At 42.2% G+C, this 14,778-nt stretch carries 11 protein-coding genes; 6 read left to right on the top strand and 5 right to left on the bottom strand.

Translation table 11 applies throughout. The features are described from left to right. The first annotated feature begins 19 nt into the window (after positions 1-19). Positions 20-1,213 (top strand): Gfo/Idh/MocA family protein, encoded by a 1,194-nt coding sequence (locus tag G7074_RS03160; protein ID WP_166206934.1) that lies wholly within the window; start codon positions 20-22, stop codon positions 1,211-1,213. 119 nt (positions 1,214-1,332) lie between these two features. Here the strand turns inward: G7074_RS03160 and G7074_RS03155 are convergent, their stop codons facing one another. The 3 genes from G7074_RS03155 to G7074_RS03145 are packed head-to-tail and all read right to left on the bottom strand — an operon-like array spanning position 1,333 to position 2,885. After that, on the bottom strand, positions 1,333-1,791 hold the full coding sequence (locus G7074_RS03155) for a type I restriction enzyme HsdR N-terminal domain-containing protein (RefSeq protein WP_124560240.1): 459 nt from the start codon (positions 1,789-1,791) through the stop codon (positions 1,333-1,335). Positions 1,792-1,820: 29 nt separating this feature from the next. After that, a complete protein-coding gene (locus G7074_RS03150; protein ID WP_124560198.1) occupies positions 1,821-2,168 on the bottom strand; it encodes a hypothetical protein in 348 nt (115 codons plus the stop codon). 36 nt (positions 2,169-2,204) lie between these two features. Next, positions 2,205-2,885: an SUMF1/EgtB/PvdO family nonheme iron enzyme gene (locus G7074_RS03145; RefSeq protein ID WP_166206931.1), complete on the bottom strand. Its 681-nt coding sequence runs from the start codon at positions 2,883-2,885 to the stop codon at positions 2,205-2,207. 108 nt (positions 2,886-2,993) lie between these two features. Between G7074_RS03145 and holA the strand changes: the two genes are divergently transcribed. The 3 genes from holA to G7074_RS26980 all read left to right on the top strand — a co-directional run bounded on the left by holA (position 2,994) and on the right by G7074_RS26980 (position 6,413). Beyond that, positions 2,994-4,016 (top strand): DNA polymerase III subunit delta, encoded by a 1,023-nt coding sequence (holA, locus tag G7074_RS03140; RefSeq protein WP_124560196.1) that lies wholly within the window; start codon positions 2,994-2,996, stop codon positions 4,014-4,016. A gap of 139 nt (positions 4,017-4,155) precedes the next feature. Beyond that, positions 4,156-5,271 carry a DUF5703 domain-containing protein gene (locus G7074_RS26985; RefSeq protein WP_240916460.1) on the top strand — a complete coding sequence of 372 codons (1,116 nt, stop codon included), beginning with the start codon at positions 4,156-4,158 and terminating at the stop codon, positions 5,269-5,271. Between the two features lie 71 nt (positions 5,272-5,342). Beyond that, the gene (locus tag G7074_RS26980; protein WP_240916459.1) at positions 5,343-6,413 is read left to right on the top strand and encodes a glycoside hydrolase family 95-like protein; all 1,071 of its coding nucleotides are present in this window, start codon (positions 5,343-5,345) and stop codon (positions 6,411-6,413) included. A 319-nt stretch (positions 6,414-6,732) separates the two neighbouring features. On the opposite strand, the gene G7074_RS03130 is transcribed toward G7074_RS26980, so the two are convergent. Continuing rightward, positions 6,733-7,545, bottom strand: a complete 813-nt coding sequence (locus tag G7074_RS03130; RefSeq protein WP_124560194.1) for an MOSC domain-containing protein — start codon at positions 7,543-7,545, stop codon at positions 6,733-6,735. A gap of 246 nt (positions 7,546-7,791) precedes the next feature. Between G7074_RS03130 and G7074_RS03125 the strand changes: the two genes are divergently transcribed. After that, entirely contained in the window at positions 7,792-8,526 is a 735-nt protein-coding gene (locus G7074_RS03125) for a hypothetical protein (protein WP_166206928.1), read from the top strand. Positions 8,527-8,533: 7 nt separating this feature from the next. Beyond that, positions 8,534-10,555 (top strand): plastocyanin/azurin family copper-binding protein, encoded by a 2,022-nt coding sequence (locus tag G7074_RS03120; RefSeq protein ID WP_166206925.1) that lies wholly within the window; start codon positions 8,534-8,536, stop codon positions 10,553-10,555. 77 nt (positions 10,556-10,632) lie between these two features. Here the strand turns inward: G7074_RS03120 and G7074_RS03115 are convergent, their stop codons facing one another. Next, complete coding sequence (locus G7074_RS03115; protein WP_166206922.1) at positions 10,633-14,577, bottom strand: two-component regulator propeller domain-containing protein; 3,945 nt, start codon at positions 14,575-14,577, stop codon at positions 10,633-10,635. Between the last annotated feature and the right edge of the window lie 201 nt (positions 14,578-14,778).

Genomic DNA, 14,778 nt, shown 5'->3' with positions numbered 1-14,778 from the left:
ATAAAATACAATTTATATCATGCATCGTCGATCTTTTGTTAAACATACCACGTTATTGGGCTCTGGTTTATTGGTTGGTAATCAGGTTTTTGCTGATTTATATGCTGATCAGGTTATCAATGTGGCCATGATTGGCTGCGGCGACAGGGGCAAAGGTGTGTTATCGGTAATTAAATCGATGCCTGCAAAATATAAAATTGTAGCCTATTGCGATCTGCTCGATTTTAGGCTTAAAGAAACCGAAAAGTACGTTCCGGCTAATGCAAAGGCTATAAAAGATTACCACAAGGTTTTAGATGATAAAAGTATAGATGCCGTTTTTATTGCAACACCACTAAGCGAGCATTTCAAAATTGCAAAAGATGCTGTGCTTGCCGGAAAACATGTGTACGTAGAAAAAACCATGACTTACAATATTGAGCAGGCCCTGGCGCTCAAGAAGCTGGTTAAGCAACATCCCAAGCAGGTTTTTCAGGTAGGTTACCAATACCGTTATTCGCCTCTGTACTTTAAGGTGAAAGATATGATTCAGAGCGGCTATTTGGGTAAGGTTACTCAAATCGATTGTCGTTGGGACCGCAATGGTAACTGGCGCAGGGCAGTGCCCGATCCGGCTTTAGAAAGAAAAATTAACTGGCGCATGTACAAAGAGTATTCGGGTGGATTAGCTGCCGAATTACTTTCGCACCAGATTGATTTTATTAACTGGGCTTTCGAAACACAGCCCGACGAGATTATGGGCTCGGGTGGTATTGATGTTTTTAAAGATGGCCGAGAAACTTACGATAATATTCAAGCCATTCTCCGTTATAACGAAAAAGGCATGATTGGTAACTTTGGCGCCACCTGCGGCAATGCACACGATGGTTACCTGTTTAAAATAAAAGGTACAAAAGGTTCAGTTTCACTACTTACCAATACTGGTTTATTCTATCCCGAAGAAATTGCCAAAAAAGAACTGGGTATTGTAGATGGGGTAACGGGTGCAACTAAAATTGTGATAAATAAAGATGGGGGCATCCCGATTTTAGATAAGCCAACCATCGATGGGACCAATTATGCACTCGATGAATTCTACAAATCGATAACCACTGGCAAAGAACCCGCTTCTAATATCAATACCGGTACACAGGCTGCCATATGTGTGGGGATGTGTAATGAGGCTATTTATACTGGCGAAAAACAGGTTTGGAAATCAACGTATAGTGTTTAGCGCTCCGTTTAGATGATCCACTACGCCGGATCTGATAGCTATCGGGTCCGCTCGAAATGACGATTGCAGTATTGTGCTTTCTGCGCCTTCCGTGTTATCCGTGCCTTCCGTGGCTAAAATTATAAACCCAAATATTCCGGCATTTCCTCCGCAAAGTTAAAGCTGCCTTTCTCCAGATCCATCTTTGCATAAACATGCTGCAAGCCGTTGGTTAGTACAATCCACCTGGCCTGGTGAATCGAATTATACCGCGCAGCCTGATCAAAAACCGATTGTGTAATTTTTACTTTCGGTGCTTTGCATTCAATCAGCATCAGTTTTTCGCCTGCCGTGTTGTATACTAAAATATCGCTCCGTTTTTGCAACTGGTTAAGTACCAAACCACCCTCAATCTGGATCAGTGTACGCGGAAATTTCTTTGATGAAATAAGGTTTTGTATAAAATGCTGGCGCACCCATTCTTCGGGCGTTAGCACCAGGTGCTTTTTCCTCAGCTCATCGAAAATAAAAACCACATTATCCTTTCTCGTAATCTTAAAAGGATAAGGCGGAAGGTTTAGTGGGGTAGGGGTAAAAATTTCAGTTTTCAATTTCAGTTTTTTTGCATTTAAGACCAACGGTGTGCACAAAATCTACATTGCTTAGCTGAGGGTGTTCTCGCTAGTTTACCACAATCGGGACAATTGTTTAAAAATATCTTTTCCTGGTTTAAAATTCTTTTAGCTACCCTTATCTCAAAAGAATCGTAGCCATCTTTTAGTAAGTTTAATATGCTTTTATTCTCAGTAAGCCAGCCAGCTTTTTTATAAATATTTAGTGCACTGGGTGTTATGGCAGGGTCAGTATCTAATCCAAGTTTAATCAGAGAATGGGTGTGTCGAATCGCCAACCTCTCCTCTGCAGTTAAGCACTTGGAAAAATAAGTCACAATGTATTTTGCCGTATCCTGATCCATTTACTTCAAAGTTATGGCTTTTAAGTCATTTACGATTTACATATTCCTCGCCAGCCTGAAACCCAAATCTTCTATTTTAAATGATTTGGGATGGCTGCGCCGGCGGTTAGTGGCCATACAACCCCTTTCCTCATCGCTCCAGCCACCACCACGGATAATGCGGTAAGAGCCGTACACGCTTTCATCGTAAATATCAGTGCACCATTCCCAAACATTGCCTAGCATATCATACAAGCCCCAGGCATTGGGCGTTTTGAGGCCCACCTGTTGGGTAGTTTTTCCGGAGTTTTGTTTATACCAGGCAATGTGGTCAAGTTCGCCATACCTGATGCCGTTGGTACCTGCTTTACAGGCGTATTCCCATTCGGCTTCTGTGGGCAATCTAAAGCCATTGGCGGTTGGTTTAAACAGCACTTCGTCGGCTTCCCGGTCAAAAATATAACAAGGGTTTAAATCATTTTTTTCAGATAAGACATTGCAAAATAATACTGCATCGCGCCAGCTTATGGTTTCTACCGGATGGTTATCTCCGGTAAATGTAGCCGGCCTGTTGCCGGTTATTTCAAAATAAAGCGCTTGTGTTACCGCGTATTTCGCTAAGTAAAAAGGTTTCATCTCAACAGTCCAGCTTTGCTTAATCCTGTCGTCTCTCAGCACAATTTCGCCTGCAGGTATTTCTACCATGGCAATAGGTAAAAGGTTTGTATCGTGCACCATTGTTTTTCTGTAGCTGATCTGTTTATAAATCCCAAAGTTAATATTATGTGCATAAACAAATCAGTTAATTTCTTTAATCGTTCAACCTAAATCGTAATTTTACAGGCCATGACAGCTGCCGAAATTATCAAAGATATTAAAGCCCGAAAATTTAAACCCGTGTATTTACTGCATGGTGAAGAATCATACTATATCGATCAGGTAACCGATTATATCGAAGATAAGCTGTTAAACGATGCCGAAAAGGGTTTTAACCAAACGGTGCTGTACGGAAAAGATACCGATATGGCTACGGTTTTAGGTGCAGCGAAGCGTTACCCCATGATGTCAGACTATCAGGTGGTCATTGTAAAAGAAGCGCAGGATTTAAAATGGGGCAAAGAAGATGGTGGCAGCAAAGAGGGCGAATTTGTGCTCAATTATTTCGAAAAGCCTTTACCCAGTACCATTTTAGTGCTGGCTTTCAAATACGCCAATTTCGATAAGCGTAAAAAGATTTATAAAGCCATTAGCAAAAGCGGCCTGATCTTTCAGTCAGACCCCGTACGCGATTATAAACTGGTACCCTGGATTGAAGATTTCATTAAAGAAAAAGGGTATAAAATCGATCAGCAGGCATCGGCCTTAATGGCTGAGTATTTGGGTACAGATTTATCTAAAATCGCCAATGAGATCGAAAAACTGATGCTCAATGTGCCTAAAGATCAAACCATCAATACCGATCTGGTACAAAAAAATATCGGTATCAGTAAAGAGTATAACGTTTTCGAGTTACAGAAAGCGCTGGCTATGCGCGATGTGCTGAAGTGCAATAAGATCATCAATTATTTCGGCAGCAACCCCAAAGCAAATCCTACGGTTATGGTACTGGCCAATTTAGGTGGTTATTTTACCAAGCTATTAAAATATCATTACGTACCCAATAAGGCCGATGCGGCATCAGCATTGGGTGTACCTCCCTTTTTTATCAAAGATTATGAGGTAGCTGCCCGAAACTATAATACCGGTAAGGTTTTTCAGGTGATAAGCCTGCTGCGCGAGTACGATTTAAAAAGCAAAGGATTAGACAGTACCGGTAATGTTGATGATGGCGAATTGTTAAAAGAACTCGTTTTTAAGATTGTACATTGATCTTTTTTTCGCAAAAATCTATTTTATATTAGCCGTCAAACGTTTGCGTAATTTTTAGGCTATTCTATTATAATTAAATATCGGTATTTTAGAAATTGATACAGTAAACACAAATGCTAATCATTTCTAAAAGAACCAAATGAAAACTAAAGTCACTATCCTCTTACTGCTTATCTGCTTTTCTTTTGCAGGTTACGCACAAAGGTTAAAACCTTACAATCTTTCCTTTCCTAAACTTGCCGATAAGTGGGATGAAGCCATGCCACTCGGTAACGGTATGCTTGGTGTATTAATATGGGAGAAGAACAATAAACTTCGCCTTTCTTTAGATCGTGCCGATTTATGGGACGAGCGCAAAGCGATGGACATTTCTAAATTCAACTTCAAATGGGTTGAAGAGCAGGTACATAAAAACAATTATGCTGCCGTACAAAAACTGGGCGATGAACCTTACGATAGGAGCCCGTTCCCAACTAAACTGCCTGCTGCCGCTATGGAGTTTGATCTGGCTAAACTGGGTAAAGTGGTAGCCAACGATCTCGATATCGAAACCGCTTTAAATACCATTAAATTCGATAACGGAACCGTATTTAACTGTTACATTCATGCTACCGAACAACGTGGCTATTTCAGTTTCAGCGACTTAAAAGCTACCGATTTGTTGCCAGCCCTGATTGTACACAATTACAGCAATAACCAAACCGAGAAAGGCGATAACAGCCATGCTGGTGTAGGTTTGCAAAAACTGGGTTACGGAAAGGGCACGGTTGTAAACACCGCCAATAGCGTACGTTATCATCAACCTACCTACGATGGCCATTATTTTGAAGTACTGGTGCAATGGCAAAAAACAGGCAAGAACAAAGTTATTGGCTCTTGGACCATTACCAGCGATAAAACCGCAAGCTTGCCTGCTATTTCTGCAACTGCTAAAGAGCCTACAGGCTGGCCTCAACACACCGCCTGGTGGAAAAATTTCTGGAGTAAATCCAGCATTTCGGTACCCGATCCGGTTATTCAGAAGCAATATTACCTCGAAATGTATAAATTGGGTAGCGTAGCCCGTAAAGGCGCACCAGCCATTACTTTACAGGCCGTTTGGACAGCCGATAACGGTAGTTTACCACCGTGGAAAGGCGATTTTCATAACGACCTCAATACCCAGTTAAGCTACTGGCCAACTTACACCGGTAACCGCCTGGCCGAAGGGCAACCTTTACCGATTGGCTTTGGAAAATCAGAAACCGCAACCTGAGCTATACTAAACAGTATTTTGGTGTTGCAGGCTTGAATGTGCCGGGGGTGGTTACGCTAAACGGCGACCCTATGGGCGGCTGGATCCAGTATTCGCTTTCGCCAACCGTTGGGGCCTGGGCTTCGCAGCACTTTTACTGGCAGTGGAAATACAGTATGGACGATGCTTTTCTGAAAACAAGAGCCTATCCATACATTCATGATGCCGCAACTTTCTTAGAAAACATTACCCGGTTAAAGGACGGTGTGCGTAAATTACCGTTAAGCTCCAGTCCAGAGTTTAACGATAATAGCATTAAAGCCTGGTTTTTAGAATGGACCAATTTCGATTTATCGCTGGCTAAGTTTTTATTTAAGGCCGCCGCCGAAGTAAGCCAGGCCAACGGTAAAGAAGCCGAGCGCAAACACTGGTTAACTGTTTTGAGTCAATTGCCTGAATACGAAATTAACGAAACCGGATTTACCATTGCACCGGGATCAAATTTAACCAGCTCGCACCGCCATATGTCGCAATATATGGCCATTTACCCGCTCGATTTGCTTGATGCCAATAAAGAAAAAGATAAAACAGTAATCGATAACTCTTTAAAACGCATTGAAGAAATGGGTACCAGAGCCTGGTGCGGTTACTCTTTTAGCTGGATGGCTTCTTTGTACGCCAGGGCTTACCAGGCAGATAAAGCGGTAAAACAACTCGAAATCTTTGCCAGTAATTTCTGTTCTGCAAACAGTTTCCATTTAAACGGCGATCAGAAAGGTGGCCAATATTCAGGTTTCACCTATCGGCCGTTCACGCTCGAAGGTAACTTTGCCTTTGCACAAGGCCTGCAGGAGTTGCTGGTGCAAAGCCGTAACGGTTATATACAGGTTTTCCCGGCAGTGCCGCAAAGCTGGGCTAATGTTTCATTTAAAGATTTACGTACCGAAGGTGCCTTTTTGGTAAGTGCTGCCAAAGAAAATGGTGTGCCTGCAAAAGTAAAAATCTATGCTGAGAAAGGCGGTTTGCTACGGGTTAAGCTCCCTTTTAAAACTTATGTAGCTAAAGATGTACCTGCAGGAAGTGTAAAAATGGGTGATGATGGAATTGCTGAGATAAAGCTTAAACCAAAGCAAACTGTGACCTTTGAGAATGGTTATGAGTAGTTTTTAATTAGGAGTGCCGCTACAGATAATCGTCATTTCGAGCGGAGTGCAACGAGCCGAGAAAGCTGATTAAAGATCTCTCCCCGCCTGTACGGGCAGGCATTTCGCTGCGCTTCAGTCGAGATGACGATTTTCTATTAGATTTGTCATCCTGAGCTTGTCGAAGGACCTACGTAAAATATTGCGAGGCGTTTCGACAGGCTCAACGTGACAAACCTTAAGGAGGATCTCCATAGGTCACCGTCATTTCGACCGCAGTGGAGAAATCTACTTATCCTAATCCCGTGGTTCGTGTCCGCACGAACCATTATTCTATTCTTTACTTCCAATCCACAACCCTAATCTCATCTCCGGTACGGATAATACCCAGTGCCTGGGGAATAAGGTTCTGGCCGAACATTATTTTTTTATTCAAAGTGCGGTAGCCCGCTAAGGTGCGCAAAGGTTCCTGTCCTTTTTCGCCGGTTTGCTGGTCGATGGTAATTAATACACAGCGGGCGCAGGGCTTTACAGCCGAGAAGAGGATATCGCCGATGTAAAAAGTTTTAAATTGATCTTCCTGATGTGGCTCACCACCCGTAAACACAAAGTTAGGGCGAAACCTATCCATCAATACCGGTTCCTGTAATTTTTCGTTAAGTCCGTTTAAGGCAGCCTGGCCAATCATCAGGCAGGGATAACCATCAGCGAAGCTTACAATCTCGTCATTCGAGGCATAGTCACGGTCAACGAAACGCTTCTCTGCCAAGGGCATTTTTACCAGCTTTACCTTAAATTTCAAATAAGCCGAAAACCACTCACTCACCTCAGCATTTACCTCCAGTCCTGTAGAGGCATCGTTCCAGATACTTACCGGAATGGCGGTGCCAGCATCTTCATCCAACCCAAAAGAAATATGCAGTTCTGGTGTAAGTTTATGCGCTACAGTTAGTTTTCCATCAGCAATACTTACCTGTAAAAGTGCCAGCTCAAAATGTTTTCGTTGGGTAATAAAAGTGCCATCTTCATCAACAAGCATCCACCTTCTATCGTATTTAAGGCCTTTATCTTCTAAGTGTGCTTCTTTAAGGCGAAAGCCACCCAACGATTTAATCGGGTACACGTATATCTCTGAAAGGGAGAACTTGTTCATGCTTTAAAGTTAAAAAACAAACAGCTAATTATTGCAGGTTATTGTGTAAGCAATGTCAAAGGTTTTAGGGTCTGCTTTCCTTTTTGTGCTATCGTTTGCATACTGTATTGTATAGTTTAATTTATTGATTGTTAATTGTTTGTGTTTATTTTTAATAATTGTGTTGCCAGAGTTTTTGTAAACTGATTTGCTTATGATATATTTGTTATGCAACCGATTGTTATGGCTGCCTTAACCAAATAAAAAATGAATTATAAACGATTGATGTGCTGCCTGGCGCTGTTTATCTGCTGTGCCACTTACGCTATGGCTCAAAATGCAAGCCCTTACCTCATCAATGCCGCAAGCAAACCCTATTTATTGCGAAGTTTCCTGATGTTTGAAGGCAAGAAACGTACCCACGTAATTTCGGTAGGTACCCCCGAAAAGGTAAACTATGCTTACGATTTGAAACAAGGTGCTTTGCTGCAGGTATGGCGTGGAGATTTTATGGATGTAACAGAAATGTGGAAAGACAGGGGAGAACCCCAGCTGGCCAAACCTTTGGGTACGGTTTTACCGCTTTCTGCGGCACCAGCCCTTGCTGTGCTGACAGATAAAGATGCTGTCTGGCCCGATTCTATAGCTTTTGACGACCTCCTGAACAAGGGGTACGCATTAGATAAAAGCAAAATGCCTACATTTTTATACGCCGCCAATGGTGCCGATGTGACCGATAAAATAGCCGTTCAAAATGGCGGTACTGCATTAAGCCGCACCATTAGCATTAGCAACAGCAAGCAGCCACTTTATTGCCGTATTGCTGCGGGGCCCACTATCGAAGCCCATAAAAACAATACCTATAGTGTTGGCGATAAAACTTATACCATAAAGGTTGCAGATGGTACAAAAGCGTTCATCAGAAAGACCCAAAATGGCAAAGAACTGCTTGTACTATTGGCCAATGGAACCGATTCGTTAACCTATTCGCTAATCTGGTAATCAAAACATGAAAAAATTAACATACTTATTGCCGCTTTTGTTACTGGGTGCTGGTTTGGTAAGGGTAAAAGCACAAACAGAAAGCCAGATTTATCCCATTGTAACTATACCCATTCCAAAAGAAATAGCACTCGAAGTGGGTGGAATGACCTTTTTACCAAACGATGAGCTGGCTGTGGCCACCCGTAAAGGAGAAGTGTGGATTATTACCAACCCATACATGAAAGATGGGCAACAACCCAAATACAGGTTATTTGCACATGGCATGCACGAAATACTGGGCTTAAATTATATTAAGGGCGATATTTACCTTACCCAACGTGCTGAAATTACACGCCTGCGCGATTTGGATGGCGATGGCGAAGCCGACGAATACAGCACCATGTATTCGTGGCCCCTATCGGGCAATTATCATGAATATGCCTATGGCCCTATATTGGATAAAGATGGTAACATGGTGGTTACCCTAAATGTGGGCTGGATTGGTTATGGCGCAAGTTTATCTAAATGGCATGGCTGGATGCTTAAATTTACACCCGATTTTAAGTTAAAACCTTTTGCAACAGGTTTCCGTTCGCCTGCGGCGCTGGCACTGAATGGCGATGGCGAAATATTTTACGCTGAGAACCAGGGCGACTGGGTAGGCTCGGGCAGCATTACCCATGTAGAAGAAGGCGATTTTGTTGGCAATCCTGCTGGTTTGGTATGGGCAGATGAGCCCGGCTCTCCGGTAAAGCTGCACAAAAGTGATATTCCGGATACAGGTGAGCCCAAGTTTGAAGTGGCCAAAAGGGTACCCGGGCTAAAAAGCCCTTCTGTATGGATTCCGCACTCTATTATGGGTAATTCTACATCAGGGATCTTAAATTATTCGGATAATGGCAATATGGGGCCTTTTAAAGGACAACTTTTTGTAGGTGATCAATCGCAGAGTAATATTAACAGGGTATTTTTAGAAAAAATTAAAGGCGTGTATCAAGGTGCAGTATTTCCATTTCGCCGGGGATTTTCTTCCGGAATACTCAGAATGAACTGGGGGTCGGATGGCAGTATGCTGGTGGGCATGACCTCAAGGGGCTGGTCATCAACCGGAAAAGCCGAGTACGGGTTGCAGCGCTTAACCTGGTCGGGCATTATGCCATTCGAGGTACAGACCGTAAAGGCGCAGCCCGATGGTTTTGAGCTGGAGTTTACTTTGCCGGTTGACGAAAAAACAGCCCGCGATGCCGGCGCGTATAAACTATCAACTTTTACCTATAAATACCACCATATTTACGGAAGTCCGGTAATTAACCAGTCGGCCCGTAACATTAAAGCAGTTGTTGTTTCTTCCGACCGAAAACGTGTGCGTTTGGTACTTGATAGTTTAAAAGAGGGTTATATCCACGAAATCAGAATGGAAGGATTGCGTGCCGAAAATGGCAATACACCTTTGCTGCACAATTATGGGTATTATACCTTAAACAGGATTCCGGATGGAGAAAAGATAGCCTTAACTGCCGAAAATAAACCCACAGGTAAGATGGAGGGGGAGCATAGTATGGCAGGAATGGAGCATCACCAAATGGGCAATATGCCTGCAAGCGGCGGTGCTGTTAAAGGCAATACCGATGCCAGTAAGCATGTAATCAGGCAGCCCGAAAGTTGGGCCAATGGACCAGACAAAACTATTTTACTGGGAACCAAACCAGGCCTGAAATTCGATATAACCAATATTACTTTAAAGGCGGGCACAAAAGTGAAGTTAACCTTTGCCAATGCCGACGATATGCTGCACAACTTTGTGCTTACCACACCAGGCTCGGGTAATGCGGTAGGCGAAATGGCTTTAAAAATGGGGCTCGATGGCGAAAAGTACGATTTTGTTCCCGGTAGCCCAAAGGTGCTGGCACATACGATTTTACTGCAGCCCGGTAAAGCAGATACCATTTATTTTACGGTGCCTAAAACACCTGGCGTATATCCGTTTATTTGTACCTACCCGGGCCATTATATGGTTATGAAAGGCCAGATTAAAGTGGTTAAATAACATTCGGGCTTAACAGCCAAATTATTAAAAGCAGATTGAGTGTAGCTATCAAACACTTAATCTGCTTTTTTTATGCTTTAATTTTTAATGTAGTGGCTTGGTGTAATGCCGTAAACCTTTTTAAACTCGCGGCTAAAGTACTTTACATCGTTAAAGCCTACCTGCACAGCTACCGAAAGAATAGATGTTTCTCCCTGCTGGAGTAGCGTAACGGCATGTTTTAAACGCTGGGTTTTAATAAACTCATTTAACGAAAGATTAGTAAGCGCACTAAATTTTTTATAAAGTACCGATTTACTCATCCCTATTTCTAAAGTTAAGGCTACAATATCGAAATCGGCATTGGCTAAATTCTCTTCAATAACAAGCTGTAGTTTCGATAACAGCTTTTCATCAGCCGAAGCATTTGGCTGCTGGATAATTGGAGGCAGTTGCAGCTGATCGCTGTATTTCTTTTGCATGGCCGTTTTTAAAGCCAGCATGTTATGGATATTAAGCTGAAGAATTTTGTTGCTGAAAGGTTTGGTAATATACACATCAGCGCCGTGTTCTAAACCTTGTATTTCATGTACCTGTGCCGATTTTGCCGTGAGCAGAATTACCGGGATGTGTGAGGTGCGGACATCGGTTTTGATTTTTTTGCAAAAGGTTAGCCCGTCCATAACCGGCATCATAATGTCGCTGATAATCAGATCAGGTAGGGTAGTGCTTGCAATTTCCCAGCCCTGCAAACCGTTCTCACTCACCTGTACATCATAATCATTGGCTAACGATTGCTTAATGAAATCTCTCAACTCCTTATTATCTTCTACAATCAGAACAGAGGGCTTATTATTGTTAGCGGCGGCTGTTGTTTCGGTAAGCGGGCTTTCGGTAGCATAATCGGGCTCGTGTTGCAGTTGGTAGGCTTCAGATACGGCTGCTTCGCCGGTATAAGCCCCTGTTAAATGGCTATTGCCCAGTTGTAACAATACTTTAAAAGCAGTGAAACCCCGTTCATTTGCTGTAGCTAACCTGCTGTTTACCATGACCTCTCCCTGGTGTAGTTCTACCAGTTTTTTAGATAGTGCCAGGCCAATACCGGTACCCATACTTTGGTCTTCCTGATAAAAATTCTTGAAAATATCGTCGATGTTATAAAGTGCAATGCCTTTCCCATTGTCGTTAACCGTAACAGAAACTTGCTCAAGGCAGTTTTGTTCAATCACCAAGCTAATTTCGCCATCGGCAGGTGTAAATTTAAAGGCATTTGATAATAAATTGAAGAATACCTTTTCCATTTGGTTTTTATCAAAATAAACGGGTATGGCTTCATCAGTTGTTTTAAAAGTATAAGTTATGTTTTTGGCTTCAGCAAGGTGCGCAAAATTTTCAAACACGCCGCGTAAAAAAGCCACAATATCAGTTTCGGCAAAGTACAAGCGCAGATTTTCAGAATCGGCTTTTCTAAAGTCGAGCAGCTCGTTTACCAGGCGGTACAACCGCTCGGTATTGTTCTTAATGGTTAAAGCGTATTGGTGTACAACGGTATTATTGGTGGTAATCTCTTCAAGCTTCTCCAGTGGCCCTAAAATAAGCGTAAGTGGTGTTCGTATTTCATGCGATATGTTGGTAAAGAAATCCAGCTTCATCTGGTAATTTTTCTTCTGGTGTTCCGCTTCAATATGTTCCAGATAAAGCTCTTGCTTTAGCTTAGCCTTCGCCTTGAAAAATTTAATGATGTAGGCCACAATAAAGTAAATGGCTATGGCATAAAGCAAATAAGCCCAGATGGTTTTCCATATTGGCGGTAAAACGGTAATGGTAACCGATTTGATTTCCCTGCTCCAAATGCCATCGTTATTGGTTGCCTTAACCAGAAAGGTATAAGTTCCTGCTGATAAATTGGTGTAGGTGGCAGTGGGTACTTCGACATTGTTCCAGTTGCTTTCAAAACCTTCCAGCTTATAGGCATATTTGTTTTTACTCGGTTTTATAAAGTTTAGTGCCGAAAACTCTAAGGTAAAATTGTTCTGCAGGTGGTTAAAAGTGATGTTTTTACTCAAGTTAATATCTTCGGTAAGCAGCCTGGTTTCATCATTAATTTTAACCGGGTTATTAAAAAGCTTTAAGTTCGAAAGCACCACTTGAGGGGCAGTATTGTTTTTTTCTATTTTCTGCGGATCGAAGGTAACAAGGCCGTTAAAGGTGCCGAAAAACAATGCTCCGTTGGCAGCTTTGTAAAAAGAGCTGGTGTTAAACTGATTGTCGGGCAAGCCATCCAGCATGTTAAAACTCCTGAAAAAGCGGGCTTTGCGATCGTATTTTACCAAACCATTATCGGTACCAATCCATAAATTGTTTTGATTGTCTTCAACCAAGCTTAAAATGTTATCGCTGGGCAGGTTGTTTTTATAGTTAAACAGCTCGAAGGTTTTATTGCGCTGATTGAGCAGGGCTAAACCTTTGTGGTAAGTACCCAGCCAGATATTTCCTTCACTATCCTGCTGAATGCAGTTAATATTCAACTTAAATGCATGGTCTGGTTCACCTTTGTAATTTTCAGGCTGTATGGTCAGGTTAGGCGAGAGGCTGTATAAGCCGGCTGGTGTACCAATCCAGATCTTGTTCTGGCGATCCTGAAAGAGTGCAGTAATTTTTTTATTAAATCTGCTGTTGCTACCGGCTAAATTTAACAGCTGAAAATGTTTGGTTAAAGGATCAAAAAGGTTTAACCCTTCGTCGGTACCAACCAGTACCTGCTGCCCGCGGCTCACCAGCAGGCAGTTCACATTGTCGGATGCGATATTGTTGCTGTTATTTCCAATCCCCTTGCGCTTGTACACTGTAAATTTTCCGGTTTGAGGATCAAAATAACTTAAGCCTCCAACTGATGTGCCGATTAGTACATGCTGATACTGATCAATCGCTATCGATTTAACCAGATTGGAGCTAAGGCTGTTTGTATCGGCTGGCGAATTCTTATAGCTGATAAATTGATTGCTCTGCCTGTTAAAATAATTTAAACCACCAGCTTCGGTACCTACCCACAGGTTATGCTGTTTATCTTCGACTATAGCGCTTACTATACTGCTGCTGATGCTATTGGGCGAGAGGTTATTCTGATAGCTTTTAAAAGGGGTATTAACCGCATACACCACGTTTACGCCACCAAAAAAAGTACCTATCCAAACCGAGCCGTCTTTATCCTGAAAAATATCATGAATGGAGTTTTGGCTTAAACTGTTTGCATCGGTAACATCGTGCTGGTAATGCTGAAAAGTAAACGAATCCGGATCGCCGATAGAGAGGCCATCCTGTGTGCCAATCCACATCTTGCCATTTTTAACCGAAATGATTTTCCGGATGTTATTGTTAACCAGGTTTCTTTTATCGGCACCGTTTTTGGCAAAGTGGCTAATCTTTTTGGTAGCCATATTCAGGATTTGTATGCCATTGGTTTTGGTGCCAAACCACAAATTGCCGTTTTTATCCTGTGCAATGGCTTTAATCTGGTTGCCATAAAATACATCAAACGCAGCCTCCTGATGCAACAGGACCTTTAGCTTTTTGTTGCTGAAAAAAAGTTCGTATAAGCCAACCGAAGTACCTACCCAGATATGCTGATCCCTATCTTCAAAAATTTCGCTAACCTCGTTACTGCCTTTACCCAGCTGAATGGGAATAATTTTTTTACTGTTTGCCGCAATAAATTTTAATCCGGTTAAGGAGGCTATCCAAAGTTGCTTTTGTTTATCCTCTACAATTTTGGTAATCCCTGAGCCAATTGGCATAATATGCTCGAAAGATTCGTTAACGGGGTTGTATAGGTCTAAACCACTGTTTATTACCCACATGCGCTGGTCGTTCCTTATTTCTAGGCATTTAATAAAATCGTTTGAAGAGATTGAACCAGTATTTTGCGGGTCGTTTTTGAAAATCCTGAATGTGCGACCGTCAAAGCGGTTTAAACCGTATTTTGTACCCAGCCAGATATAGCCTGTAGTATCCTGATTGATAGATAACACCGAGTTGTTAGACAAGCCATTGCTGATGTTTAAATGGTTGAAAATTAGTTGGCTACTTTGGGCGTGGCTTTTAGTGGCATTAAAAAAAATGCAGTAAAGCCATATCAATACCAATGAAAATCGAAGAGCCTTCAAATTTTTGTCGTTAAGTTCTGCTTGTTATTTGGTTTAAATGCTATTGGGTAGCGCTATTATTACTGGCAATCGTTCCTAATA

The sequence above is a fragment of the Pedobacter sp. HDW13 genome, from assembly GCF_011303555.1.
Lineage (GTDB): Bacteria > Bacteroidota > Bacteroidia > Sphingobacteriales > Sphingobacteriaceae > Pedobacter.
Note: the sequence above shows the minus strand (reverse complement) of the source record. Positions and strands in the feature narration are given on the sequence as shown.

Bases quoted from the DNA above. Each gene is read 5' to 3' on its own strand.
- G7074_RS03145 (WP_166206931.1), bottom strand. From the start codon at position 2,885: ATGGTGCACGATACAAACCTTTTACCTATTGCCATGGTAGAAATACCT.
- G7074_RS03120 (WP_166206925.1), top strand. From the start codon at position 8,534: ATGAAAAAATTAACATACTTATTGCCGCTTTTGTTACTGGGTGCTGGT.
- G7074_RS26985 (WP_240916460.1), top strand. From the start codon at position 4,156: ATGAAAACTAAAGTCACTATCCTCTTACTGCTTATCTGCTTTTCTTTT.
- G7074_RS03160 (WP_166206934.1), top strand. From the start codon at position 20: ATGCATCGTCGATCTTTTGTTAAACATACCACGTTATTGGGCTCTGGT.
- G7074_RS03125 (WP_166206928.1), top strand. From the start codon at position 7,792: ATGAATTATAAACGATTGATGTGCTGCCTGGCGCTGTTTATCTGCTGT.
- G7074_RS03150 (WP_124560198.1), bottom strand. From the start codon at position 2,168: ATGGATCAGGATACGGCAAAATACATTGTGACTTATTTTTCCAAGTGC.
- holA (WP_124560196.1), top strand. From the start codon at position 2,994: ATGACAGCTGCCGAAATTATCAAAGATATTAAAGCCCGAAAATTTAAA.
- G7074_RS26980 (WP_240916459.1), top strand. From the start codon at position 5,343: ATGGGCGGCTGGATCCAGTATTCGCTTTCGCCAACCGTTGGGGCCTGG.
- G7074_RS03130 (WP_124560194.1), bottom strand. From the start codon at position 7,545: ATGAACAAGTTCTCCCTTTCAGAGATATACGTGTACCCGATTAAATCG.